24 protein-coding genes, 1 other RNA gene and 1 pseudogene are annotated in these 23,986 nt (G+C 46.3%); 15 read left to right on the top strand and 11 right to left on the bottom strand.

Annotated elements, in window-relative coordinates:
- Positions 1-27 precede the first annotated feature (27 nt).
- Positions 28-424: a transfer-messenger RNA gene (ssrA, locus tag H8S52_RS16160) on the top strand.
- A gap of 77 nt (positions 425-501) precedes the next feature.
- Here ssrA and H8S52_RS16155 read toward each other — a convergent pair.
- From H8S52_RS16155 to H8S52_RS16140, 4 genes are all read right to left on the bottom strand, one after another.
- Positions 502-1,452, bottom strand: coding sequence for an Rpn family recombination-promoting nuclease/putative transposase (locus tag H8S52_RS16155; protein ID WP_117907592.1), 951 nt, complete (start codon positions 1,450-1,452; stop codon positions 502-504).
- A gap of 104 nt (positions 1,453-1,556) precedes the next feature.
- Positions 1,557-2,006 carry a Fur family transcriptional regulator gene (locus tag H8S52_RS16150; protein WP_016662563.1) on the bottom strand — a complete coding sequence of 150 codons (450 nt, stop codon included), beginning with the start codon at positions 2,004-2,006 and terminating at the stop codon, positions 1,557-1,559.
- A gap of 14 nt (positions 2,007-2,020) precedes the next feature.
- Positions 2,021-3,976 carry a heavy metal translocating P-type ATPase gene (locus tag H8S52_RS16145; RefSeq protein ID WP_186910214.1) on the bottom strand — a complete coding sequence of 652 codons (1,956 nt, stop codon included), beginning with the start codon at positions 3,974-3,976 and terminating at the stop codon, positions 2,021-2,023.
- Between the two features lie 79 nt (positions 3,977-4,055).
- Positions 4,056-4,937: a hypothetical protein gene (locus H8S52_RS16140; RefSeq protein WP_117742103.1), complete on the bottom strand. Its 882-nt coding sequence runs from the start codon at positions 4,935-4,937 to the stop codon at positions 4,056-4,058.
- 113 nt (positions 4,938-5,050) lie between these two features.
- Here H8S52_RS16140 and H8S52_RS16135 point away from each other — a divergent pair, with 113 nt between their 5' ends.
- From H8S52_RS16135 to H8S52_RS16100, 8 genes and pseudogenes are all read left to right on the top strand, one after another.
- Entirely contained in the window at positions 5,051-6,526 is a 1,476-nt protein-coding gene (locus H8S52_RS16135) for a DUF5690 family protein (RefSeq protein WP_005654534.1), read from the top strand.
- 31 nt (positions 6,527-6,557) lie between these two features.
- Positions 6,558-7,355: a phosphonoacetaldehyde hydrolase gene (gene phnX / locus H8S52_RS16130; RefSeq protein ID WP_186910213.1), complete on the top strand. Its 798-nt coding sequence runs from the start codon at positions 6,558-6,560 to the stop codon at positions 7,353-7,355.
- A pseudogene (locus H8S52_RS16125) lies at positions 7,352-8,440 on the top strand (2-aminoethylphosphonate--pyruvate transaminase). Before phnX ends, H8S52_RS16125 begins: the two are co-directional and overlap by 4 nt.
- Before the next feature lie 277 nt (positions 8,441-8,717).
- On the top strand, positions 8,718-9,743 hold the full coding sequence (locus tag H8S52_RS16120; protein ID WP_186910212.1) for a L,D-transpeptidase: 1,026 nt from the start codon (positions 8,718-8,720) through the stop codon (positions 9,741-9,743).
- Between the two features lie 85 nt (positions 9,744-9,828).
- Entirely contained in the window at positions 9,829-10,539 is a 711-nt protein-coding gene (locus H8S52_RS16115) for a murein L,D-transpeptidase catalytic domain family protein (RefSeq protein WP_034536129.1), read from the top strand.
- Between the two features lie 184 nt (positions 10,540-10,723).
- Positions 10,724-12,070, top strand: a complete 1,347-nt coding sequence (locus tag H8S52_RS16110) for an MATE family efflux transporter (protein ID WP_117985770.1) — start codon at positions 10,724-10,726, stop codon at positions 12,068-12,070.
- Positions 12,071-12,100: 30 nt separating this feature from the next.
- Positions 12,101-13,186: a DNA polymerase IV gene (gene dinB, locus H8S52_RS16105; protein ID WP_186910211.1), complete on the top strand. Its 1,086-nt coding sequence runs from the start codon at positions 12,101-12,103 to the stop codon at positions 13,184-13,186.
- 104 nt (positions 13,187-13,290) lie between these two features.
- A complete protein-coding gene (locus H8S52_RS16100) occupies positions 13,291-13,665 on the top strand; it encodes a YccF domain-containing protein (protein ID WP_186910210.1) in 375 nt (124 codons plus the stop codon).
- Between the two features lie 94 nt (positions 13,666-13,759).
- Here H8S52_RS16100 and H8S52_RS16095 read toward each other — a convergent pair whose 3' ends face one another.
- Positions 13,760-13,900, bottom strand: a complete 141-nt coding sequence (locus tag H8S52_RS16095) for a hypothetical protein (protein ID WP_016662553.1) — start codon at positions 13,898-13,900, stop codon at positions 13,760-13,762.
- Between the two features lie 232 nt (positions 13,901-14,132).
- Here H8S52_RS16095 and H8S52_RS16090 point away from each other — a divergent pair, with 232 nt between their 5' ends.
- Positions 14,133-16,808 carry a transglutaminase domain-containing protein gene (locus H8S52_RS16090; protein WP_186910209.1) on the top strand — a complete coding sequence of 892 codons (2,676 nt, stop codon included), beginning with the start codon at positions 14,133-14,135 and terminating at the stop codon, positions 16,806-16,808.
- A 35-nt stretch (positions 16,809-16,843) separates the two neighbouring features.
- Here H8S52_RS16090 and H8S52_RS16085 read toward each other — a convergent pair whose 3' ends face one another.
- The 4 genes from H8S52_RS16085 to H8S52_RS16070 all read right to left on the bottom strand — a co-directional run bounded on the left by H8S52_RS16085 (position 16,844) and on the right by H8S52_RS16070 (position 19,986).
- The gene (locus tag H8S52_RS16085) at positions 16,844-17,593 is read right to left on the bottom strand and encodes a copper homeostasis protein CutC (protein ID WP_117857364.1); all 750 of its coding nucleotides are present in this window, start codon (positions 17,591-17,593) and stop codon (positions 16,844-16,846) included.
- 126 nt (positions 17,594-17,719) lie between these two features.
- Entirely contained in the window at positions 17,720-19,258 is a 1,539-nt protein-coding gene (rny, locus tag H8S52_RS16080; RefSeq protein ID WP_016662549.1) for a ribonuclease Y, read from the bottom strand.
- Positions 19,259-19,387: 129 nt separating this feature from the next.
- Entirely contained in the window at positions 19,388-19,678 is a 291-nt protein-coding gene (locus tag H8S52_RS16075; RefSeq protein ID WP_016662548.1) for a cell division protein ZapA, read from the bottom strand.
- A 14-nt stretch (positions 19,679-19,692) separates the two neighbouring features.
- A complete protein-coding gene (locus H8S52_RS16070; RefSeq protein WP_117907594.1) occupies positions 19,693-19,986 on the bottom strand; it encodes a hypothetical protein in 294 nt (97 codons plus the stop codon).
- A gap of 428 nt (positions 19,987-20,414) precedes the next feature.
- Between H8S52_RS16070 and H8S52_RS16065 the strand changes: the two genes are divergently transcribed.
- The 3 genes from H8S52_RS16065 (at position 20,415) to H8S52_RS16055 (ending at position 21,989) form a co-directional block, all read left to right on the top strand.
- The gene (locus H8S52_RS16065) at positions 20,415-21,029 is read left to right on the top strand and encodes a hypothetical protein (protein WP_117857366.1); all 615 of its coding nucleotides are present in this window, start codon (positions 20,415-20,417) and stop codon (positions 21,027-21,029) included.
- A 1-nt stretch (position 21,030) separates the two neighbouring features.
- Positions 21,031-21,315, top strand: a complete 285-nt coding sequence (locus H8S52_RS16060) for a transcriptional regulator (protein WP_022103257.1) — start codon at positions 21,031-21,033, stop codon at positions 21,313-21,315.
- 95 nt (positions 21,316-21,410) lie between these two features.
- Positions 21,411-21,989: a nucleosidase gene (locus tag H8S52_RS16055; protein ID WP_118086763.1), complete on the top strand. Its 579-nt coding sequence runs from the start codon at positions 21,411-21,413 to the stop codon at positions 21,987-21,989.
- On the opposite strand, the gene H8S52_RS16050 is transcribed toward H8S52_RS16055, so the two are convergent.
- Positions 21,973-22,332, bottom strand: coding sequence for a YbaN family protein (locus tag H8S52_RS16050; protein ID WP_034536165.1), 360 nt, complete (start codon positions 22,330-22,332; stop codon positions 21,973-21,975). The two genes, H8S52_RS16055 and H8S52_RS16050, sit on opposite strands and share 17 nt — an antisense overlap.
- A 265-nt stretch (positions 22,333-22,597) precedes the next feature.
- On the opposite strand from H8S52_RS16050, the gene queD reads away from it, so the two are divergent.
- Positions 22,598-22,930, top strand: a complete 333-nt coding sequence (gene queD / locus H8S52_RS16045) for a 6-carboxytetrahydropterin synthase QueD (RefSeq protein WP_117985773.1) — start codon at positions 22,598-22,600, stop codon at positions 22,928-22,930.
- An 11-nt stretch (positions 22,931-22,941) separates the two neighbouring features.
- Positions 22,942-23,487, top strand: coding sequence for a radical SAM protein (locus H8S52_RS16040; RefSeq protein ID WP_117907593.1), 546 nt, complete (start codon positions 22,942-22,944; stop codon positions 23,485-23,487).
- 15 nt (positions 23,488-23,502) lie between these two features.
- On the opposite strand, the gene H8S52_RS16035 is transcribed toward H8S52_RS16040, so the two are convergent.
- Positions 23,503-23,986 (bottom strand): transposase (locus H8S52_RS16035; protein WP_186910208.1); only part of this gene is annotated, 484 nt, incomplete at its 5' end.

The following is a 23,986-nucleotide window of genomic DNA, read 5'->3' as shown; positions in this document are numbered from 1 at the left end:
TTGATTTTCTGTTTGTTATGAAGTCATGGGGTTGACTGGATTTGACAGCGGGCAGAAATGGTAAGTAAGCATGCAGTGCGTCGTTGATTTGCACTTAAATCTCAGTCTTCAAAATTTTATCTGGCGAAAGACAATTTGCTCTTGCTGCTTAATCGAAGTATAGTAGATTAGCTTAATCCCGACACAAGGTGTTGGGACGGGACATCACTCGGAAGCTGTTGCTCCGAAGCATTCCGGTCAAGTGGTGCAGTCAAATCGGGGATAGTTCGTGTCAGCCTCGTGGCTCGGATGAAACTTTAGAGGATAAGGCAACGGTTGATGGCTTTGGTTCTGCCGTTGCACGAAAAATCAGGCAAAGATAAGCATGTAGAAAGCTTATGATTTCCTCGTTTGGACGAGGGTTCGATTCCCTCCAGCTCCACAAAATGAAAAGTAAAGCCGCTGTTTTTCAGCGGCTTTACTTTTTGTGTATTATGAAACGTTCTCTTTTCAAAAAACGTTTTATAATATTTCAATCTCTTCTTTAGATAATCCGGTAGCTTGTGAAATGACCTCAATAGCCACACCTAATTTTTTCAAATTACGGGCACTTTCTTTTACTCCTTCTTTATGACCTTTTGCCAATCCTTTATTCAACCCCTCTTCAATACCTTCGGCTCTACCTTCAGCTCTACCCTCGGCCCTACCTTCGGCTTTGCCTTCAGCTCTTCCTTCTTCACGTTCGGTATTGATATTGTCACGAAGGATTACAATATTATCCAAGTGGCGGTAATACGCAGCAAGCTCATCCTTGGTCATGCTGTCCAGTTTCAACCTCTCACGGGCCTCTTCCAGACCGGGAGCTGTAGCTGTAGAAGGTATCTCCCCGGTATTCAGATAATAAATCCATTCTTCCAAAGGGCTCCTGGCTACCTGATTGAAATCGTTTACTTTCAGGATATAATATTCGGGATATAACTGGCTCACCGTATCCACCTTGAATGTTTGCTTTTGGAAGGGGGTGAGTTCAAGAAGGTCATTGGTGTGGATACCTCTGAACTCCGTCTTTCCATGATAAACGAAATCAGTTCCATGTCCCAAAGAGAAATAGACGATATTAACGCTATAGACTTTGCGGACTTTGTCATAGCTTTCTCCTCTATTGATATACTCGGTCACTAATTTGGAAGTGCCGAACAGCATACGCTGGAAGTAGGCATATTCATTATTATTCTGTACCTCTATCAATACCAGCTCACCTTTGGAATTCTCGGCAAGCATGTCGACACGGTTATACTTGTCATACTCGTCCTCCTGATTGCTTTCGCTCTCAAGAAGCCGCCGGATAATGATCTTTTCACCCAATAACGTAGTGAGCAGACCTTCCAAGACACTGAAATTAGCCTTGTTCCTGAGCAGGCGTTTCATCGCCCAGTCAAAACGGATTATCTGATTTTCGTTGCTATTTGTCATTGTTTAATATATTGATTCTTACAAAGATAGGCAAAATACTTTAGATTACAAAAGAATGCAGGGAGATAATATAATCTTCATAAGCGACAGGTATACTGTTTTCTTCACTGCGTCTTGAAATTTTGTTTCTGCTTATCTTTTGCCGCACATTCCGGACAAAGCCCTTTCAGTACATAATTGATGCTGTTCAGCGTAAATCCTTCCGGTACTTGTACTACCGGTGTAGGGATATTCTGGAAGCAGAATGTCTTGTTGCAACTCTCGCAATGAAAATGAGTGTGCAGGTCGTTGACTTCGCAAGAGCAGCTTGCACTGCATACCGCATATTTGAAAGAACCTGTCCCGTCATCGATGCTGTGTATCAGGTGGTGAGAAAGGAAAAGGGTGATGGTGCGGAAGATAGAGGATTTGTCAACCGTATCCAGCATATTTTCCAAATCGAGTAAAGAGACGGAGCGTCCTGCCTTGAACATGGCCTGCAATACTAATATGCGTATGGCGGTGGGCTGTATCTCTCTCTTTGCCAACAAGGCTAAATAATCCTTTTCTTTCATATGCTTTTCCCTTTCTATTTTATCAGTTTCTGTACGCGGATGGCATTTACTATGGCGATAAGAGCCACGCCGACATCTGCAAAAACGGCTTCCCACAGGGTAGCCAGTCCGCCGGCGCCTAAAGCCAGTACCAATAGTTTAACTCCGAAAGCCAGCGAAATGTTCTGCCATACAATCCGGCGTGTCTGCTTGCCGGCACAAATGGCAGTAGCTACTTTTGAGGGCTGGTCGGTTTGTATTACGACATCGGCAGTCTCGATGGCTGCGTCGCTGCCCAGTCCGCCCATTGCGATACCTACATGGCTGAGGGCAAGGACGGGAGCATCGTTGATGCCGTCGCCTACAAAGGCTATCCGGTTGGCAGTGTTTCGTTTCAGTTCCTCTATGTGCTCTACTTTACCGTCGGGCAGCAGGTTGCCATACGCTCGCGCCACCCCTAACTTCTCTGCAAAGTTAGTGACAATTGCCTGCTTGTCTCCCGATAATATCTGAATATTATTGATATTTAAAGCTTTCAGCTCTTCTATGGCTGTACAGGCATCGTCTTTCAGTGTATCGGATAGCAGCAGATAACCTGCGTAGGCTGAACCTATGGCGCAGACTACCACCGTATCGGTGATTTCGGATAATTCCTGCGGGTATTCCACCTTATATTCGGACAATAAGCGGGTGTTTCCTGCCAAGACACGCTGTCCGTCTATCCTTGCTTCGAGTCCGCGGCCCGCAATTTCTGTAACTTCTGTTGCCGGAGACAAGAGTATATTCCTTTGCTTTGCATACCCGGTGATAGCTTTGGCTATGGGGTGTGTACTGTTTTGTTCCGCAGAAGCTATGACTTGAAGCAGCTTCTCTTCGGATATGCCTTGCGGGGTATGGCAAGACTGTACTTCAAACGTTCCTTTGGTCAGCGTGCCCGTCTTGTCGAAGACCACCGTATTGATTCTGGCAATGGCATCTAAGTAATTGCCGCCTTTAAACAGTATTCCCAGACGGGATGCGGCACCGATGCCGCCGAAATATCCCAAAGGAATGCTTACTACCAGGGCGCAGGGGCATGAGATAACCAGAAATACAAGTGCCCGATACATCCAGTCGTTAAAGATAAACGAAAACTGCGCGTTTGCCAATGAATAGAGGAAAGGGAGCAGCACGATCAATGCCGCCAGTCCGGTTACAATCGGCGTATAGACGCGGGCAAACTTGCGTATGAATAGTTCGGCCGGTGCTTTACGTTCGGACGCATTCTGTACCAGTTCCAGTATACGTGAGAGCGCGCTCTTCTCAAAAGGCCGTGTTACTTCCACCCTGATAACCTTATCCGTGGAAATCATTCCGGCAAGGACTTCCCCGCCTTTACGGATGGTGCGCGGTATGCTTTCGCCTGTGAGTGCGGAAGTGTTGAAGGCGGCAGCTTCATCCAGCATTTTTCCATCCAGCGGAACACGTTCTCCGGTTTTTACTTCGATGATGTCGCCCGTCTGTACGTGGCGGGGAGATGTGACAACGGCCTCATTGCCTTTGATGACCGTTGCCGTTTCCGGACGTACGTCAATCAGTGCGCTGATATTCCGCTTTGCCTTACTCACCGCCCTTTCCTGAAATAGCTCTCCCAGTGAGTAGAACAGCATTACGGCTACGCCTTCCGGATACTCCTTGATATAGAAAGCTCCTAATGTAGCGATGGACATCAGTGTGAATTCACTGAAAATGTCCTTTTGCAGGATGCTTTCCCACGCCTCTTTCAGTACGGGCAGGCCTACAGGCAGGTATGCCGCCAGGTACCAGGCAAACATAACAGTGTCATCTGCGAAGAATCCCATACCTGTAGCTTTCATGATGATTCCGCTGAAAAGCAGGGAGGCCGAAAGCAGGATTCTCCCGTAGTCCTTTAAGAAACCGGTGTGTTCCGGTTGCTTGTCTGGCTGTGCGTTACCGTGTGCACAACAACATGTACAATTATTATTTCCCATATTATCTCTTGTTTTTGATGCAAAGGTAGATAATAGGGAATGCAACCAGGTTGCAAAGTCGCTCTGTTGCGGGCAATGCTCAGATTTCCAGCATCTTTTTTTCTCTTTCCAAATCTTTTTCGTTGAACAAAGGAGAAGGAACGGAGCAAGTTTTGATATAATCGCCCGGCTGGCAGGTGTAGTTATAATAAGGTATCTGTTCTTCCGTCAGCTCTTCTTTGGGGATGATAGTGCCTTTCAGTTCCAGGAAGTCGTCCATGCCGGTGCTGTCCGAGTGTTTGATGAACAGTATTCTTCGGGCTATCGGGTTGCGGTTGTAGTCGAGGCAGAGGTAGAGCCCTTTGAGCATATGCGGAAAATCGTACATAGGCAGTTGCAGGTAGATTGTGAACAGTGCCATTTGCGGTGATTCCCGTTCATTGAATATGATGTAGGAGTTCTGGTGGTTGCTGAAAATACCTGTTCCGAAATGGGTGGTATTGTAGGCGCTCATGTGTACGACTTTCACATAGCCGTTGTTTTCGGATGTTGTGATAAGATAAGGCTCCACTTTCAGGGCATTGGTCGAAGAGGAAAGGCTGTAACTGATGTATATGCCGCTGTAGTTATATGCGTCTTGTACGGAACGGAGCATCTCTTCCGACAGCATGTCCAGAAACGGATTCTCTTTCTGTCCGGTGGCAACCGCAGGCTCCAGTGCATACAACTGTTCTTTTAACTCTTTCAGGTTGCCGAGAAGGCGTTTTTTCGATACATTGTTCACTTGCGACAGGGCGTAGTCCAATGCTTCTTCTTCATTATTCCCTTTTTTAATGCATCCGATATAGGTAGGCAATACGCTTGAGTAGAGCGAGGACAGTACACTTGCCGCCATATTGGTATGGTCGGCTATCTCTTTCATTTTTACACCTTTGTTGCGCAGGTATTCAATGCGTCTGTATATTTCAGGCAGTTCGTTCATGTCGTTGTGATATAATGGCTCTTTATTCAAAAAGTCTGCAAAGAAAGCCGTGGGATGTTATGCTTTCATTACATTAATATTGCATTAATGTTACATTATAAAATGTTGATTTCATGAATATTATTAATAATGGGAATTCATTTTTGCTGTTAAAATACCGCCTTACTTTTGCTGCCGGAATCAAAAACAAGATAGATGTCATGAATGCGATAATCGGTAAAAAAGAACTCACAGTTTCCAATAAGAATTTATCTGATGCCTTATTCATTCTTTGGGCGGGTGGAGCTGCTTTGCTCTCTTATTCTTTGGTGTATGCATTGCGTAAACCATTTACAGCGGCTACGTTTGACGGACTCGATTTTTTCGGTATGGACTATAAGACTGCAACCAGCATTGTACAGATATCCGGCTATTTTATTTCCAAACTGATAGGTATCAAGGTCATTTCCGAGTTGAAGAAGGAAAACCGCTTGAAGTTCATTATCCTGTCAGTGGCGGTTGCCGAACTTTCCCTTGTACTTTTCGGAGCGCTTCCGCAACCGTTCAATGTATTTGCCCTGTTTTTCAACGGGCTTTCCTTAGGGTGTATGTGGGGAGTGATTTTTAGTTTTCTGGAAGGGCGTCGTGTCACGGATTTACTGGCAAGTCTTATGGGGTTGAGCATCGCTATCAGTTCGGGGACCGCAAAGTCGATTGGACTTTTTGTGATGGATAATTTGCATATCAGTGAATTCTGGATGCCCGCTTTCATCGGTGCATTTGCTTTTCCGCTGTTGTCATTTCTGGGATGGCTGATGACACGGATGCCGCAACCCACGCAAGCAGATAAAGAACTGCGCACGGAAAGGGTTGCCCTGGACAGTAAGGCACGTTTAAGTCTGTTCAAGAACTTTATGCCTGTGCTGGTAATGTTATTCTTTGCCAATCTGTTCGTTACGGTATTGCAGGATATCAAGGAAGATTTTCTGGTGAAGATACTCGATGTCGATGCGGCGGGACTCTCGTCATGGGCGTTTGCCAAGGTGGATGCAACGGTTACATTGATAATTCTGTGTATGTTCGGGTTGATGTCCGCAGTACGGAGCAACATAAAGGTGTTGTGTATGCTGTTGGGGCTGGTCACTTGCGGTACGGCTACGTTGAGTTTTCTGGCTTTCAATTATTCTGCCTTGCAATTGCAGCCCATGACATGGCTGTTCCTTCAAAGCTTGTCGCTCTACACGGTCTACCTTAGTTTCCAGACACTCTTTTTCGAGCGTTTCATCGCTTGTTTCAAGATAAAAGGGAATGTGGGCTTTTTCATTATTACACTGGACTTCATCGGTTATACGGGTACAGTGGTGGTACTGATATTCAAGGAGTTCTTTAATCCTGCTGTCAACTGGCTGGACTTTTACAATCTGATGTCCGGTTATGTGGGTATAGCATGCAGTGTAGCTTTTATAGGTTCGGCAGTTTATCTGATACAGCGTTATCGTCGTGAGAAATATGCGGAAGTTTCCGGTGAAGAACTCGATACTCCTCATCCGGCGGGTGGTTTATCCGGTAAGCGTGTTGCATTGGAACTTCTTCCGGATATGGCAAAATAAACGGATAGGGAAATAACTCAAAGATATAATTATGAAGAAAATTGAATGTATTATTATGGATTGGGCAGGTACGGCAGTCGATTACGGCTGTTTCGCTCCGGTTGCCGCTTTCATGGAGAGTTTTAATGTGATAGGCACTCCGGTAACGGCTGCTGAAACGCGTGCCCACATGGGACTGACCAAAGTAGAGGAAATACGCGCCTTGTTCAATATAGACCGCGTAAGAAACGAGTTTCAGGAGAAATACGGACGCCCGTATGCCGAGGAAGATATATTGGCGCGCTATGCAGACTTTCAGCGTGTGTTGTTTGCCTCTCTGGAAGATTATACAACACCTATTCCCGGTGTGGTTGAAACGATATCAGGATTGCGTGCGCAAGGAATTAAGATAGGCTCCACTACCGGCTATACCCGTGCGATGATGGATGTCGTGTTGCCGGCTGCCGCAGCCCGCGGATATGTGGTTGATAATTGTGTCACGCCCGACGGACTTCCTGCCGGTCGTCCCGCTCCTTATATGATTTATAAGAATATGACGGAACTTGCCGTTCCCTCGGTGGACTGTGTTGTGAAGGTAGGCGACACGATTGCCGACATCAAAGAAGGGGTGAATGCCAAAGTGTGGACGGTGGGCGTAGTGCTTGGCAGTAACGAACTGGGTCTTACCCCGGATGAAGTGAATGCTTTGCCTGCTACCGAACTGGAGCTCCGCAAACAGGATGTCCGCAACCGTATGATGGCTGCCGGAGCCCATTATACAGTAGACTCCATTGAAGAACTTCCTGCCGTAATAGATAATATTAATAACTTTAAACTATCAAGAATATGAAACCTTACATTTTATTGACTCCCGGACCTCTTACTACTTCCGAAACCGTAAAAGAAGCCATGCTCACCGATTGGTGTACATGGGATGCAGATTATAATGTGCATATCGTAGAGGAAATACGCAAATCCCTCGTTGCACTCGCTACAAAGCAAACCGATGAATATACTTCCGTTCTTCTGCAAGGCAGTGGAACCTATTGTGTGGAAGCCGTTATAGGAAGTACCGTTAAGCCGGGTGACAAACTGCTGATTTTGAGCAATGGAGCTTATGGTGACCGTATGGGAAATATTGCTGAGTATCACGGTATCAACTACGATATGCTGGCCTTTGACGAAACGGAGCAGGTGTCCGTCAGCTATGTAGACGATTATCTGGCACATAATGCGGAGATTACGCATGTATCGGTGGTACATTGCGAAACCACTACCGGCGTGCTGAACCCGTTGAAGGAGATAGCCCACATCGTAAAGATGCACGGAAAGAAGCTGATTGTAGATGCTATGAGCAGCTTTGGCGGAGTGCCTTTGGATGTAGAGGAACTGGGTATTGATTTTCTTATCAGCAGCGCCAATAAATGTATCCAGGGGGTACCGGGATTCGGTTTTATCATCGCCCGCAAGTCGGAACTGATGCGCTGCAAGGGTGTTTCCAAATCCCTTTCGCTCGATATTTACGATCAGTGGGAAACGATGGAAAAAGGACATGGAAAGTGGCGTTTCACATCGCCTACCCATGTGGTGAGAGCCTTTAAACAGGCTATGGATGAATTGGCTGAAGAAGGAGGGGTAGAGGCACGTCATCAAAGATACTGTAAAAATCATGAAGTATTGGTAGAAGGTATGCGCTCACTCGGTTTCAAGACTCTGTTGCCTGACGCTATATAGTCTCCCGTCATAACTTCTTTCCTTTATCCGAATGCGGATTTTGATTTTAAATCGTTCTATGCACAGCTCAAGGAAAGGGGATTCGTGATTTATCCCGGCAAGATTTCGCAGGCGGATACTTTCCGTATTGGCAATATCGGAGATGTGTATCCGGAGGATTTCAACAAGTTGATAGAGGTAATCAAAGAATGTAAATATTGATGAACGTTTCGGGAAAACGATGGTTTCTCGGACATATATTGAGGTACTCTAAGTCATATTCGCAGAGTACCTCAGTTGTATCCTCAGGGTATCCCGATAATATCTTCAAGGTATTTCAGCCGTATACTTAGGCATCCCCCTGCCTGAAAAGCGTTGTGGAGTACAACATTTATCGGGGAAGAATCGTTGTAGACGTAAGAAAAAATTATATCTTTGTTCGTAGTGTCAGGTATTCATGAAGATGTTGAATCCCGATTACGAACTTAAATTTATCTTTATGAAACGATTCTTTCTTTTTGCCGCCGCGGCTGTGTGCATGGTGTTTGCGGGATGTAACGGGCATCGGGAGGATACCCTGTTTGTTGCGCAGGTATCGGAACCAGTCGATACTGTTGTGCCTGTAGTGGAAGTGCCTTTCAGAGAGAAATTGCTGACGGCAGCCGATGTGACGCTTACCAAAGATTTGCTTTACGATACATATACGCTGGAAGATACCTATCCGTACAAGGATACCGTGCGTTCTTTCAAATGGGATGTAATCCGCAATTGTCTGGCTTATATAGAGAATATGCAGCGGGACAGTGTGAAGTGGGTGGTATTGCAGAATTATAAGAATCTGAATCGGGAAGCCCCTTTGGTGCGTAAGTTCGTGCGTAATGCCTATCGCCGTGTGGCGGATACGCTTGGGGTGGAGCGTTATCAGTCCGTTCCCTTGTACTTGCCGGGAGATACGTTGGTGCCCGAACGTTATGGCAGAGATGGGACGTTGGCTTACCTGCTGGGTGAGGAAAGCGGTTTCAGCCGTATTCTCCCCATTACGCTGGAGGATGAGTGGCTGGTTCCCCGCCGTTATTTGAAGCTGTTGGCAGACAGCACTGTCTTTAGGCATGTTATTTTCGTAGACCGTCTTGACCAGAATATCGCTACGTTGGAGCGCATGGATAAAGGTGAATGGAAAATCCGCAGCATGAATCCCGCAACGACAGGACGGCATGCACCGCCTTATGCACAGGAAACGCCGCTGGGCATGTATTTACTGCAACAGAAGAAATCGCGCATGGTCTTTCTGAAAGACGGCTCTGCGGCAACGGGCGGATATGCACCTTATGCCAGCCGTTTTACCAACGGAGCCTATATTCATGGAGTACCGGTGAATGTTCCGCGCACAGCCATGATTGAGTATAGCTGGTCGCTGGGTACTACGCCGCGTTCGCACATGTGTGTGCGAAATGCTACTTCACATGCTAAGTTTGTATTTGACTGGGCGCCGACGGAGCGTTCTTTAGTAGTTGTTATCGAATGATTACTTTCTTTTTAACTATCTGTATGATAGTCGTATGGGTGGAAAGTGCTAACTTTGCCGCCGGTATTTTTCAGGTCGGATAGTTATGTTGAGATTTTGCCTCTCCTTTTTATTTCTGTTTTTTCCCTGTTTCCTGTTTTTGGGAAACAGACCTGCTACCTGCATGACGGATAAGCCGGATGTTTCGTTGGCGGCAGAATCGGCAGCATGTGCCGATTTGTATCGTTCCATGCAATTGGAAGGGGTAGTGAGTTGGAAAGCTTTCCGCCAGGCAGTAACGGGCTATCATAAAATAGCAGGCCGTAAACGGGATGTACTGACTCTGATTGATTTTTCACGTCCTTCTACCGAGAAGCGTCTTTTCGTGTTCGATATGAAGCAGCGCAGGCTGCTTTTCTCATCGGTCGTCTCGCACGGAAAAAACAGCGGCGACAAGTATGCCACTTCGTTTTCCAATGAATACGGATCTTATAAAAGTTCCCTGGGATTCTATCTGACAGAAACAACCTATCAAGGCAGGAACGGATATTCCCTCATCCTGAACGGGTTGGAAAAAGGCATTAACGACCGTGCCCGCGAGCGTGCCATTGTGGTACATGGAGCTGCTTATGCCGATCCTTCGGTTGCAAGCAGGGGAGGGCGTTTGGGACGGAGTTTCGGCTGTCCGGCTGTTCCGCAAAAACTCAGCCGCCCTATTATCGACGCCATTAAAGGGGGAAGCGTGATGTATATCTATGCCGAGGCTCCTGACTATCTGGCTCACAGCTCCGTACTGAAGAAAACGACTGGGTTGTAAGCGACTGTTTATTCAGACAGAAGAACAAAAGAACATATTTCCTATCTTTTGTCCTTTTGTTCTTCTGTCTGAATAAACATGTCGAATCACTCACTCTCCGTATTCTTCGTATCTTTTGATATGTATCAATTTCCCTCAGCATTTCTTTTACTAATTTTGCGTCGAGTTTCGGGGATTAGATTGTATGGCAACATCAAGAGAAATGACGGAAGGACGGGCTCTTCCGCTCATATTTAATTTCACTTTGCCTTTATTGTTGGGTAATTTGCTGCAACAGACCTATTCGTTGGTGGATGCTGCAATTGTCGGTAAATTTTTGGGGATAAATGCACTGGCTTCTGTCGGCGCGAGTACATCAGTCATATTCCTGATACTCGGTTTCTGCAACGGATGTTGCGGAGGATTCGGCATTCCGGTGGCACAGAAGTTCGGAGCGAGGGATTATATTACAATGCGCCGTTATGTGGCGGTCAGCTTGCAATTGGCTGCGGTGATGTCGGTGGTGCTTGCTGTGGTTACAAGCATCTGTTGTGCAGATATTTTGCGCATGATGCGTACGCCGGACAATATCTTCACCGGAGCTTATTATTATTTGCTTGTAACTTTTATAGGCGTCCCCTGTACCTTCTTCTATAATTTGTTGTCCAGCATTATACGTGCTTTGGGTGATAGCAAGACACCGTTCTGGTTTCTGCTCTTTTCCACCGTCCTGAATATTCTGCTTGACTTGTTTTGCATCCTTGTTTTGGACTGGGGTGTGGCGGGAGCGGCAGTCGCTACTGTCTTTTCTCAAGGAGTATCGGCAGTGCTTTGCTACATCTATATGATGAAACGTTTTGAAATTCTGAGAACCACTCCTGCCGAACGTAAATTCGACAGTGCGCTGGCACGGACGCTGATGTATATCGGAGTGCCTATGGGATTGCAGTTTTCCATTACCGCTATCGGCAGTATTATGCTGCAGAGTGCCAACAATGCGTTGGGTACGGCATGTGTAGCGGCTTTTACGGCTGCCATGCGTATCAAGATGTTCTTTATGTGTCCCTTCGAGAGCTTGGGTATGGCGATGGCCACTTATAGCGGACAAAACTACGGTGCAGGCAAGCCCGAACGTATATGGCAGGGTGTCAAGGCAAGCGCGCTGATGATGATAGTCTACTGGGCGTTCACTTTTGCAGTGCTGATGGTTGGAGCCAAAACGTTTACTCTATTGTTTGTAGAGGCTTCGGAAGTGGAAATTCTGAAAGATGCGGAGCTTTTCCTGCATATATCTGTCTCTTTCTTCCCGATACTTGGTTTGCTTTGTATTTTGCGTTATACAATTCAGGGAGTAGGTTATACCAATTTGGCTATGCTTTCGGGTGTTTCCGAAATGATAGCCCGTATTCTGATCAGTTTGCTGGCAGTTCCGGCGTTCGGCTATATCGCTGTTTGCTTCGGTGACCCGACTGCCTGGATTTTTGCAGATTTATTCCTCATTCCCGCTTTTGTTTATGTCTACCGGCGCATACTGCGAATGAACAAAAATTAGTGTATCTTTGTATCGGTAGTTGGCAAGGTAATGACCGAACGTAAGATTATACATATTGATATGGACGCTTTCTATGCTTCCGTAGAACAGCGCGACAATCCGGAACTGCGTGGCAAACCCGTAGCGGTGGGGCATGCGGAAGAGCGTGGTGTGGTAGCTGCCGCCAGCTATGAAGCCCGTCGGTTCGGGGTGCGTTCGGCAATGTCGTCACAGAAGGCAAAACGGCTGTGTCCGCAGCTTATTTTTATTCCGGGACGTATGGACGTCTATAAATCGGTGTCCCGTCAAATTCATGAGATATTCCATGAATATACGGATGTCATAGAACCTATCTCTTTGGATGAGGCGTTTTTGGATGTGACGGAAAATAAACCGGGTATTCTTCTGGCTGTGGATATAGCCAGAGAAATCAAACGGAAAGTGCGCGAGCGGCTGAGTCTGGTGGCCTCTGCCGGAGTTTCCTACAATAAGTTTCTTGCCAAGATAGCATCCGATTACCGTAAACCCGACGGTTTGTGTACCATTCATCCCGACCAGGCTTTGGAATTTATAGCACATCTGCCGATAGAGAGTTTCTGGGGAGTGGGTCCGGTGACGGCAAGGAAGATGCATGTTTTGGGGATACATACCGGCGGGCAACTGCGTGCCTGTTCGCAAGCGATGCTGTTGCGCGAGTTCGGTAAGGTGGGGAACATCTATTATGATTTTGCGCGCGGGATAGATCTTCGTCCTGTAGAAGCGGTGCGCATTCGTAAGTCTGTGGGGTGTGAACATACTTTGGAGAAGGATATTAACCGGCGGTCGTCGGTCATTATCGAGTTGTATCATACTGCGGTGGAACTGGTAACCCGTCTGGAACATAAGAACTTCCGGGGGAATACGCTGACGCTGAAAATCAAGTTCCACGATTTCAGCCAGATAACCCGCAGCGTTACGCAGTCCAAGGAATTGACGGCACTTGATGTGATCCTGCCGTTGGCGAAACAATTGTTGAGGGAGGTTGATTACGAACATCATCCTATCCGTCTGATAGGCCTTTCCGTATCCAACCCTCGTGAAGAAAGTGATGAAAAAGGTGTTTGGGAACAGCTGAGTTTTGAATTTAGTGACTGGTAATTCGATGAATAAAAGACATGTTCCTGATATAAATAAATTCTTATTATTCGCTTAAGACCAAAAGAATGGTATCTTTGCAATGTAGAACGTAAAAATGTAATGCAATGGGTTGTCTGATGAATGTTTTATGGCTGGTGTTCGGCGGTATACTTACTGCCGTGGAGTATATGATTGCCAGTTTGCTGATGATGATTACAATCATCGGCATTCCTTTCGGTATGCAAACAATGAAGATGGCGGGGCTTGCCCTGTGGCCTTTCGGCAAAGAGGTGCGCAGCGGAGAGCGTTCGGGAGGCTGTCTGTACATACTGATGAATGTGTTGTGGATTTTTCTGGGAGGAATATGGATTTGCCTTTCGCATTTGGGGTTCGGCGTATTGCTGTGTATCACCGTCATCGGTATTCCTTTCGGGATGCAGCATTTTAAACTTGCCGCTTTGGCGTTGGCACCTTTCGGAAAAGATATTGTGGAATCATAACATCCTATTATCCCGTATAGGCAGGAGGCTTGTAAAAGAAGAGGGCAGGAAATGAAAATTTCCCGCCCCCGTTCATTTTATTTAAAGGTGTAATTTACATGGTCATGGCAGCTTGCTTTGCAAGCAGTTTTTGCAGTTTGCCGTTTAAAGTTTGGCACATAGTTCCGTTACCCATTGCCTGATAGCGTTTGATACGGTACTGTAACATAAAAATTTCATTTTCATTCTTTTTCATAATCGTCTTCTTTTTTTGCTTTCCGCGTTTCGGAAAGCGGTTGAACATCTTTTATTGTTTTCTCTCTTATTAACGCTGCAAAGATACAAAATGTTTATGAGAAATATGTTTTATAACATAGAAATCTGCATTTTTTCCTTCATTTTCTTGAAAAATACCTTGTTTTGCCATCTGCGTATTACAAATATATTGCATATCTTTGTGTCATACAACCTTAATAATTACGTATATCATGAGACACACTACTTTACTTTCCGGAATAATCTGTCTGTTATGTCTGCTGGCTGCTTGCGGTGACTCTCATTTCATGACGGATGCTTCTTACCGTTCGCGTGTGGAGCGAGACTTCCAACAGAAAAAAACTTTGATGCCGCAAGGAGACTTGTTTGCCATATTCGATACCTCTCTCAGTGATTATGAGCGTGAGGCACTGGAATTTCTTTATGCCTATATGCCTTTGGCGGATATTGCGGATTATTCAGGGGAGTTTCATCTGATGAATGTGCGCGCTTCCCGGCAGGCTGCCGATGAAATGCCGTGGGGAAAGCGTATTCCCGAAGATATATTCCGGCATTTTGTTCTTCCGGTGCGGGTGAACAATGAGCATTTGGACAGCGCGCGTGTCGTATTCTACAAGGAATTGAAGGATCGGGTAAAAACGCTTTCCCTACAGGATGCCATTCTGGAGGTGAACCACTGGTGTCATGAAAAAGCCATTTATACACCTTCCGATGCCCGTACAAGTTCACCGTTGGCAACGGTGCGTACCGCTTACGGCCGTTGTGGCGAGGAATCCACATTTCTGGTTGCCGCTCTCCGTTCGGTGGGCATTCCGGCGCGACAGGTATATACTCCCCGTTGGGCGCATACCGATGACAACCATGCGTGGGTAGAGGCATGGGCAGATGGAAAATGGTATTTTCTGGGAGCTTGCGAACCCGAACCGGTACTTAATCTCGGTTGGTTCAACGCGCCCGCAAGCCGGGGAATGCTGATGCATACAAAAGTATTCGGACGCTATGAGGGAGCGGAAGAGGTAATGTCCGTTACCCCTACCTATACTGAAATCAATGTGATTGGCAACTACGCGCCTACTGCAAAGGCTTCCGTAACCGTAGTGGATGCCGGCGGTGTTCCTGTGGACAGTGCTTGTGTGGAATTCAAGCTATACAATTATGCAGAATTTTATACGGTAGCCACCAAATACACCTCTGCCGGCGGTATTTGCGGGCTGACGGCCGGTAAAGGGGATATGTTGGTGTGGGCATCGAAAGACGGACATTTCGGCTTTGCCAGACTTTCTTTCGGCAAACAGTCGGAACTGACGGTGAAACTTGATAAAAAGGAAGGTGACGCATTTGCCATAGATATGGACATCGTACCGCCGTCGGAAACAGCCAATCTGCCTGAGGTAACCCTGGAACAGCGTGCGGAGAACGACAGAAGGCTGGCGCAGGAAGATTCTATCCGCAATGCCTATACGGCAACGTTTATGACGGAGGATGCGGCGCGTGCTTTTGCCCGCCGGTACAAGTTGGATGAGGATGCGGTTGCCGGAATATTGGTAGCTTCCCGCGGCAATCACAAGGTTATCTGCGATTTCATGACCCGCCTTCGTTCCGAAAAGTCGAAGAAGGGCGGTATCGACCTGTTGCAACGGATTTCGGCAAAAGACCTTCGGGATGTCAGGCTGGAAGTACTGATAGACCATATGTTGTCCAATGTACGCACCGGTGCGGAGTATTTCCGCAAGTATGTACGCAATCCGCGCGTAAGTAATGAAATGCTGACTCCGTACAAGGCTTTCTTCAGAAAGGTGGTTTCAAAGGAAGATGCGGAGGCTTATGTAGCGCAACCGATGAAACTGGTGGAGTGGGTAGCAGGGAACATTCGTGTGGATAAGCATTGCAATTTGGGCGGTGACCCCATATCTCCCGAAGGTGTGTGGAGGACACGGTTGGCAGATGCACACAGCCGCGATATTTTCTTTGTATCCATGGCGCGCAGCATGGGCATACCTGCACGTATAGACGAGGTGACGGGCAAGGTGCAACTGATGAAAGAAGAGGGTGCGCTGGATGTGGATTTGGACTGTAAGGATACTGTATTTATGGAGGAACTTGTTCCGCAGAAAGGCCGGCTGGTTGCTGAATATTCGCCTGTCAAGTCTTTGGACGATCCTAAATATTACTCTCATTTCACCCTTTCGAAAGTGACTCCGCAAGGCAGGTTGCAACTGCTGTCTTACGATGAGGGTGATCTCGATATGGGCAGCGGCACTACCTGGAGCAGTCTGTTGAAGAAAGGTACGGTGCTGGATGCCGGCGATTACCTCCTGGTAACCGGAACCCGCCTGGCAAGCGGAGGTGTGCTTTCCCGCCTCACGGAATTCAGTATCAATCCCGGACAGACCACCCGGCTTGAGTTGGTGATGCGCGAGAGTAAGGATGAGGTGCAGGTGATAGGCAGCTTCAATTCGGAATCTCTCTTTACCCCGCTTCAGGCGGAGAATTCTGAGCAAAGCCTGTTGGAGGCCTGCGGCCGGGGATATTTTGTCGTTGGAATCTTGGGAGTCAATCAGGAACCTACCAATCATGCGCTGCGTGACATTGCTGCTTTCAAGGCCGGTTTGGAGAAGTGGGGACGCAAGATGGTACTGCTTTTCCCGAATGAGACTCAATATAAGAAATTCCGTCCGGATGAATTTCCAGGCTTGCCGTCTACCATTATCTACGGTATAGATACAAACGGTATTGCAGCGCAGATTGCAGAAACCATGAAATTGAGACATAAGGAAATCCTGCCGGTATTTATCATTGCTGATACATTCAACCGGGTGGTGTTTGTTTCGCAAGGCTATACGATAGGCTTGGGAGAACAATTGATGAAAACGGTAGAAGGACTGTAACGTGGGTTATATTCTATCCGGATTCTGGTACTATCTCATTCGGTTATTTGGGCGATTGTGGCTTTTACTCTTTCTTGGGTTGTCACATTTCGCTCAAATTCATTGATTTGTACGGTTGCCCCCATCGGTACCCGTTCTTTGCGGTATTGCATACGGCTCGCTACGGTTTCCCTTGCAGAGAAATGAAATTCGTGGATACCCGTTTCACGGGCAATCCGTGCGATGTTGTTCTCATTTACTCCGCAACCGGCGAGTAAGGTAATGCGTCCTGCTGCCTGCAACTGGAGTTCTTTCAATAGAGGAATGCCCGCTTCGGCGGTGGGTTGCTGACCGGAAGTCAGGATACGGTCACATCCGAGGCTGATAATATCTTCCAACGCCTTTTGCGGATTGCGGCAAACATCGAAAGCCCGGTGAAAAGTTACCGATATGTCTTGGGCAGCTTCCATAAACTGCTTCATTAGAGGAATATCCACTTCTCCATCTGCCGTCAGACAGCCTAAAACAATACCGTCTGCTCCTAAACGGCGGGCATTGTCTATGTCCTTTAGCATGATACGTTGCTCGATGGGGGAATACAGGAAATCACCGCTGCGGGGGCGGATGATGACGTGCAACCTGGTGTTTTGCAAGACTTCTCTCGCTATGACAATATCACCGTAGGAAGGGGTTGTTCCCCCTTCGGGTATCCCGGCGCACAATTCTACCCGATTGGCTCCGCCGGCTTGGGCGGCGATGCAACTCTCTACGGAGTTTGCGCAGACTTCAAATAAATACTCCTTCATGGCTTTGGTTTTTGCATTATACCGGCAAAAATAAGAAAACTCCGTAAACTCCGGAACAATATAAAATAAAAAAAAAGGAGCGAAAGTCCGATACCAACGCTCCTCTTATGGTTTTGATTCTCTTGTTTACTTAGCGTAGCTTACTGCACGCGTTTCGCGGATAACAGTAATCTTTACCTGTCCTGGATAGGTCATTTCATCCTGTATCTTCTTGGCTATTTCGCCGGAAAGGTTTTCCGTTGCCTTATCGTCAATCTTGTCTGCACCGACGATTACGCGTAACTCGCGTCCTGCCTGGATAGCATATGTCTTCGTTACGCCCGGATAGGACATAGCCAGCTGTTCGAGGTCGTTCAAGCGTTTGATGTAAGCCTCTACGATTTCGCGGCGTGCTCCCGGACGTGCTCCGGAGATGGCATCGCATACTTGTACGATGGGAGCCAGCAGGCTGGTCATCTCCACTTCGTCATGGTGAGCGCCGATGGCATTGCAGATATCCGGTTTTTCCTTGAATTTCTCCGCCAGTTTCATACCGTAGAGTGCGTGCGGCAATTCCGGTTCTTCATCGGGCACTTTACCGATGTCGTGCAGCAATCCGGCACGTTTTGCCTTCTTGGGATTCAAACCAAGTTCGGATGCCATCACAGCACAGAGATTGGCTGTTTCGCGGGCATGTTGCAACAGGTTCTGACCGTAGGAAGAGCGGTATTTCATCTTACCGATGATACGGATAAGTTCGGGATGCAGGCCATGGATACCCAGGTCTATGGTGGTGCGTTTACCGGTTTCGATGATTTCTTCTTCCACTTGCTTGCGTACTTTGGCTACTACTTCCTCGATACGTGCCGGGTGGATACGTCCGTCTGTTACCAGCTGGTGCAGCGCCAGACGGGCAATTTCGCGGCGAACAGGGTCGAAAGCTGATAATACGATAGCTTCCGGAGTGTCATCCACAACGATTTCCACACCGGTAGCTGCTTCCAGCGCACGGATATTGCGTCCTTCACGACCGATGATACGTCCTTTGATTTCGTCCGATTCGATGTGGAATACAGTAACGGAATTTTCAATGGCGGTTTCTGTTGCCACACGCTGGATAGACTGTATGACGATACGTTTGGCTTCTTTACTTGCTGTCAGTTTGGCATCATCCATAATATCATTGATATAGGATTGCGCCTGTGTCTTGGCTTCTTCCTTCAAGGATTCTACCATACGCTCTTTGGCCTCTTCGGCAGAAAGTCCTGAGATGGCTTCCAGCTTCTCGATTTCCTGGCGTTGCATGTGTTCCAGTTCCTCTTTCTTCTTGTCAACGATGGCCAATTGGGCTTCCAGGTTCTCTTTTACCGCTTCTGCTTCCAGTTTTTTGCGTTGGATTTCCTCCTGGCGTTGGTTCAGCACCAGTTCGCGTTGTTTCAACTTGTTTTCCGCTTGCTGTATCTTTTGGTTACGGAGCGATACTTCTTTCTCCAAATCGGCTTTCTTGTTCAGGAATTTTTCCTTAACTTCCAGCAACTTGTTCTTTTTAATCACTTCTGCTTCGGTCTCGGCTTCTTTGAGGATGCTGTCGTATTTGGACTTCAATCCATGCTTGAAGAACATGTACGAAGCAAATCCGCCAACGATGAAACAGGCAATGGATACTACTATTGTAACTACTGTCATTTTATTAATTTGTTTTTTAAAGTATATAAATAAAAAACACTGCATAAAAGCCTGTCCGTTGCAGGACAAAACTTTTGTACAGTGCGCGATGTTATTTCTTTCATAAAAAACGGACAGAAAATCGTTTTCTTATTCTTCCTTGAAATAAGCTTCCAATACTTCCGTCAGTTCCTTTATCTTGGCTGTATAGGGCTCAGTATCATTACGGTCTTTCAACTGAAGGGTCTCCAAAGCAAATTGATAAGCCACCATGGCTATAATCCTCTCTGAAGAGATGTTCTGATAATGCTCCCGATACGCATTAATCCGGATATTTACCTGCTTGGCAGCTTCCCTTACTATTTCCTCATCCTCGCGGTTGATGGTGAGGGGATAGGCTGCTCCTGCCATTTGCAGGTTTATCTTTATCTTATCGTTCATACATCCTCTTTCTTTTATTCATTCAACAAAGCGATGCATTTATCGACTTCACGCACTAATTTGGACAATCGCAGTTTCGTCTCTTTTACGTCACTGCCGTTAAGGCTGATTGTCGTAGCTGTTTTTAGGTTCGTGTAGTTGTTTTCCAGTCCTTTGTAATCGGCACGTACTTTCCCGCATTCTTCTTCTTTAGCTTGTAGAAGTTGCTTAAGTTCAGCATTTTCGCGTTTTAATTCATCATGCAGATAGATTAAATGCCGCAGTCTGGCTTCAAAAGTACTTAATAGCTTCTTTTCTTCGTCTGTCATTACTACACCAAAATTGTACACAAAAATACAATTAACTTGGAGATTACAAAAGCTTTTCAAGGAAAAATGTTCTGTATGCATTAAAATAAGGGGAAAACAGGACTGTTATTAATTTATTTCATGCTGAAATTTTCTCGTCCGACAGCCGTTTCTCTTTCGTCCAACAACTGTCGGACGAAAGAGAAACGGCTGTCGGACGAGAAGTAAACAACTGTCGGACGATTAGATTTTGGCAGGGTTGGCATTAGTCCGTAGTTGTACGGGTAATTACTTCTTCTATCATTTGGGATAAGTTTGTGTATATGGTTGTTGAAATGTATATAAAATAATTTATTATATAATTTGGTTTATAAAATAAACTTATTATCTTTGTATCGGAGTTCGAACCCGGAGTTGTAATAATGTGTAATAAAAAACTGGATAAGACTATGGAAGATAGGAAATTGAATGAGAAAGAAAGCTTGGAGCTTATCACTCAAATGATTCGGAACACACGTTGGAATCTGGATGCCGGTAGTGGAAATATGTTTTTATTGTGGGGGTATGTTTGTGTGTTGCTGACTCTGGTTGTTTGGGCCGGGGTTGGTCTGACGCAAAATTTTGCATGGATGTGGGGCTTTTGGGGAATTCCCGTTGTGGGCTACCTGCTGAGTTACATTTTTATGCGGAGAAAGGACAAGCCGGTGAGTTTGTATATAGATAAAGTATTGAATGAGATGTGGCAGTTTATGGGAATCGTCTGTCTGGCGGTTGCGTTGATGGCCGCATACTTCCATGCTTTCGAAGTAATATTGCCTTTGTGTGCCATATTGCTTTCGTTGGGCAGTATCTTTACGGGGGTTCTCATTCGTTATACCCGGTTTTCGGGCTTGTCGAGCATGGGCGTTCTGTTGGGCTTGAGAATGTTGTTTGAAGTTTGGGATAAGTCCTCTTTTTTGCAGATATTGCCGGAGTTTGTTCTGGTGGTCATACTCGCAATGATAATACCGGGGCATATTTTGAACTATAAAGCGAAGAAGGAAAACAAAAATAAGAGTAAGTGATATGTTTAAGGAATTAAACCCTTTGCTTCACAGTGAACTGAGGCTTGCCGTAATGTCGTTGCTCATCAGTGTTGAAGAAGCGGATTTTGTATACATCCGCCAGCAGACCGGTGCAACGGCCGGCAACCTCAGTGTGCAACTGGATAAACTTGCCAAGGCGGGGTATATCGTTGTTACCAAGACTTTTAAGGGGAAGATGCCCTGCACGCTTTGCAAGATTACTCCGCAGGGAATAGATGCTTTTGAGGAATATGTGGAGGCGTTGAAATCGTATATAATGAAGTAGGGATGTGAACCTGTTAATTAAGAGTCTGTTTAAATTCTCTTCGAGAAATGTTTCGGACAGAATTTAAACAGACTCCGGAATAAAAATAAGAAAATATGAAAATTTTGGTGACTTATGCCGTTCAAGGCGAATTTACGGAATTGAAATTCCCCGGTTTGATAGGGGAGGAAGAAGTGCAGGTGGGTTATCTTCGCACCGGAATAGGAAAGGTGAAATCTGCTTTTTACCTTACGGAAGCGATTAATCGTGCGCAGCCCGATTTGGTTGTCAATGTGGGTACGGCAGGAACTGTCCGCCATCAGGTGGGGGATATTTTTGTATGCCGTCATTTTGTAGACCGTGATATGCAGCGGCTGAAAGGGTTTGATATGGAATGCGAGATAGACTCGGCGGAACTGTTGGCGCAAAAAGGATATTGCCTGCATTGGCAGGGAGAAGGAGTGTGCAATACGGGTGATACTTTCCTGACGGAACTGTCGGATGTAAAAGGCGATGTGGTGGATATGGAGGCTTATGCCCAGGCATGGGTGTGCCGTACCAAGAACACGCCGTTCATTGCCGTGAAGTATGTGACGGATATTATCGGGCAGAATTCGGTGAAGCACTGGGAAGATAAACTGGCGGATGCCCGTAAAGGACTGGGAGCGTTTTTCGAATCTATTTCAGTGTTTTGAAAGAGAGGATGTGGTAGCTTGTTCCTGCTGCAATCAGCAACAACACTGCCTTTAGCCACCAGTAGGGGACTATGAAAAAGATACAGTTGAGGATGGTTATCCATATCAGCGAGACCGATATGATTTTGGCTCTTAGCGGGATGGCTTTATTTTCACGGAAGTTACGGATGTAGCTTCCCAGGTATTTATGGTGTAACAGCCGGTTGTAAAGGCGGGGAGAACTGCGTACATAAAGGGCGGCTGTGAGCAGCAGAAACGGAGTAGTAGGCAGTAACGGCAGGAAAATGCCGATGATGCCGAGTGCCAGAGAAAGTGTACCGAACAGAATATAAAGGACTTTCATGTCGCAAAAATACATAAAAAGATGAATAATAAAATTGTTTGGCGGTTGTTTATTGTTCATATGTACAGGGAAATATGTTTTCTGCCTGCAACCGGAATCTTTGTGGACATCAGGCAGCCGCACAGTGCCGTAGTGCTGACTGTATGTATGAATAAGCGTCAATCTCGTGTGTAAATTCCAAGTTTTTTGTACTTTTGCTGCCGCATCGAGGTGACATTAGATGCACGGTTCTATAAAATGATATTTTAACCAGCGTATTAACAGTATGTACACAGTCATTAAACGAATGGAGGTTTCGGCTGCACACAGCCTGAATCTTTCTTATCAGAGTAAATGTGAGAATCTGCATGGTCACAATTGGATAATCACAGTCTATTGCCGTGCCAAAGAACTGAATGCCGACGGGATGGTGGTTGATTTCAGCCACATCAAACAGGCGGTGAAAGAAAAACTGGATCACCGGAACATCAATGAAGTCCTTCCCTTTAATCCGACAGCCGAGAATATGGCACGCTGGATATGCAGCCAGATACCTACTTGCTTTAAAGTGGAAGTGCAGGAATCCGGGTCGAATATAGCCATCTATGAGGAGGATTGACAGGAGCGCTTATGAGGAAGATTAACGAAATATTTTACAGCTTGCAAGGAGAGGGCTTTCATACGGGTACTCCGGCTGTTTTTGTGCGTTTCTCCGGTTGCAACCTGAAATGTTCTTTTTGCGATACACAGCACGAAGAGGGTGTGTTGATGTCCGATGAGGAAATTTTGGCGGAAGTGGGGAAATATCCTGCGGTGACGGTGATACTGACGGGCGGAGAGCCTTCGCTCTGGATTGACCGTGAATTTGTGGACTGCCTGCACCGGATGGGGAAGTATGTCTGTATCGAAACGAACGGTACGCATTTCTTGCCGGATAATATAGACTGGGTGACTTGCTCGCCCAAGCAAGGTGCAAAATTGTGCATTTCCCGTATGGATGAGGTGAAGGTAGTGTACGAAGGACAGGATATTGCCGTATATGAATCGCTTCCTGCCGGACACTTTTTCCTGCAACCCTGTTCTTGCAGCAATACTGCGGAAACTGTGGCTTGCGTGATGCAGCATCCGAAATGGCGGCTGAGCTTGCAGACGCACAAGCTGATAGAAATAAAATAAGGAGTCAGTAGCTTTTTAGTGGGGATACGCATATAGTTTAGCAATGCGGAAAAGGAAGAACCTCTTGTCAGCTACGCCTCTTAGGTTTGCTCTGAACAGTTTAATTTTAGCATTGAAAGATTCTGCCATTGCATTTGAAGAACGATGGTTGTAGAAATTCAGTATTTCATCATAGTGTTCATAAAAAGTAGCGGCAATGACGTTAAAAGAATGCATCCCTGCTTCTTCTACTTTATAATACCACCGTGCCATAGCCAGACGTGCAGCATCCTTTATGGTATTCCTTGAGAATATCATCCGCAGGGAATGGCACAAACCATATGCTTTTTTAACGTCAGGGTATTCTTCGAATAGTATTGCCGCCCTTTGTTTCTGCCTCTCTGTCCATTTATCGGCTGATTTGAAAAGTAAATACCGCGAGCGTATAAGCAACTCCCTACGGGTATCACCATTAGCATATCGGTATGGGACATAATCCTCGTTCTTCTGTTTAGCTTCC

It is taken from the genome of Bacteroides sp. NSJ-48, from assembly GCF_014287405.1.
Taxonomy (GTDB): domain Bacteria; phylum Bacteroidota; class Bacteroidia; order Bacteroidales; family Bacteroidaceae; genus Bacteroides; species Bacteroides stercoris.
The sequence above is the reverse complement of the archived record's forward strand: the minus strand, read 5'-3'. Positions and strand labels throughout refer to the sequence as shown.

Bases quoted from the DNA above. Each gene is read 5' to 3' on its own strand.
- H8S52_RS16155 (WP_117907592.1), bottom strand. From the start codon at position 1,452: ATGACAAATAGCAACGAAAATCAGATAATCCGTTTTGACTGGGCGATG.
- H8S52_RS16150 (WP_016662563.1), bottom strand. From the start codon at position 2,006: ATGAAAGAAAAGGATTATTTAGCCTTGTTGGCAAAGAGAGAGATACAG.
- H8S52_RS16145 (WP_186910214.1), bottom strand. From the start codon at position 3,976: ATGGGAAATAATAATTGTACATGTTGTTGTGCACACGGTAACGCACAG.
- H8S52_RS16140 (WP_117742103.1), bottom strand. From the start codon at position 4,937: ATGAACGAACTGCCTGAAATATACAGACGCATTGAATACCTGCGCAAC.
- H8S52_RS16135 (WP_005654534.1), top strand. From the start codon at position 5,051: ATGAATATTATTAATAATGGGAATTCATTTTTGCTGTTAAAATACCGC.
- phnX (WP_186910213.1), top strand. From the start codon at position 6,558: ATGAAGAAAATTGAATGTATTATTATGGATTGGGCAGGTACGGCAGTC.
- H8S52_RS16120 (WP_186910212.1), top strand. From the start codon at position 8,718: ATGAAACGATTCTTTCTTTTTGCCGCCGCGGCTGTGTGCATGGTGTTT.
- H8S52_RS16115 (WP_034536129.1), top strand. From the start codon at position 9,829: ATGTTGAGATTTTGCCTCTCCTTTTTATTTCTGTTTTTTCCCTGTTTC.
- H8S52_RS16110 (WP_117985770.1), top strand. From the start codon at position 10,724: ATGGCAACATCAAGAGAAATGACGGAAGGACGGGCTCTTCCGCTCATA.
- dinB (WP_186910211.1), top strand. From the start codon at position 12,101: ATGACCGAACGTAAGATTATACATATTGATATGGACGCTTTCTATGCT.
- H8S52_RS16100 (WP_186910210.1), top strand. From the start codon at position 13,291: ATGGGTTGTCTGATGAATGTTTTATGGCTGGTGTTCGGCGGTATACTT.
- H8S52_RS16095 (WP_016662553.1), bottom strand. From the start codon at position 13,900: ATGAAAAAGAATGAAAATGAAATTTTTATGTTACAGTACCGTATCAAA.
- H8S52_RS16090 (WP_186910209.1), top strand. From the start codon at position 14,133: ATGAGACACACTACTTTACTTTCCGGAATAATCTGTCTGTTATGTCTG.
- H8S52_RS16085 (WP_117857364.1), bottom strand. From the start codon at position 17,593: ATGAAGGAGTATTTATTTGAAGTCTGCGCAAACTCCGTAGAGAGTTGC.
- rny (WP_016662549.1), bottom strand. From the start codon at position 19,258: ATGACAGTAGTTACAATAGTAGTATCCATTGCCTGTTTCATCGTTGGC.
- H8S52_RS16075 (WP_016662548.1), bottom strand. From the start codon at position 19,678: ATGAACGATAAGATAAAGATAAACCTGCAAATGGCAGGAGCAGCCTAT.
- H8S52_RS16070 (WP_117907594.1), bottom strand. From the start codon at position 19,986: ATGACAGACGAAGAAAAGAAGCTATTAAGTACTTTTGAAGCCAGACTG.
- H8S52_RS16065 (WP_117857366.1), top strand. From the start codon at position 20,415: ATGGAAGATAGGAAATTGAATGAGAAAGAAAGCTTGGAGCTTATCACT.
- H8S52_RS16060 (WP_022103257.1), top strand. From the start codon at position 21,031: ATGTTTAAGGAATTAAACCCTTTGCTTCACAGTGAACTGAGGCTTGCC.
- H8S52_RS16055 (WP_118086763.1), top strand. From the start codon at position 21,411: ATGAAAATTTTGGTGACTTATGCCGTTCAAGGCGAATTTACGGAATTG.
- H8S52_RS16050 (WP_034536165.1), bottom strand. From the start codon at position 22,332: ATGAAAGTCCTTTATATTCTGTTCGGTACACTTTCTCTGGCACTCGGC.
- queD (WP_117985773.1), top strand. From the start codon at position 22,598: ATGTACACAGTCATTAAACGAATGGAGGTTTCGGCTGCACACAGCCTG.
- H8S52_RS16040 (WP_117907593.1), top strand. From the start codon at position 22,942: ATGAGGAAGATTAACGAAATATTTTACAGCTTGCAAGGAGAGGGCTTT.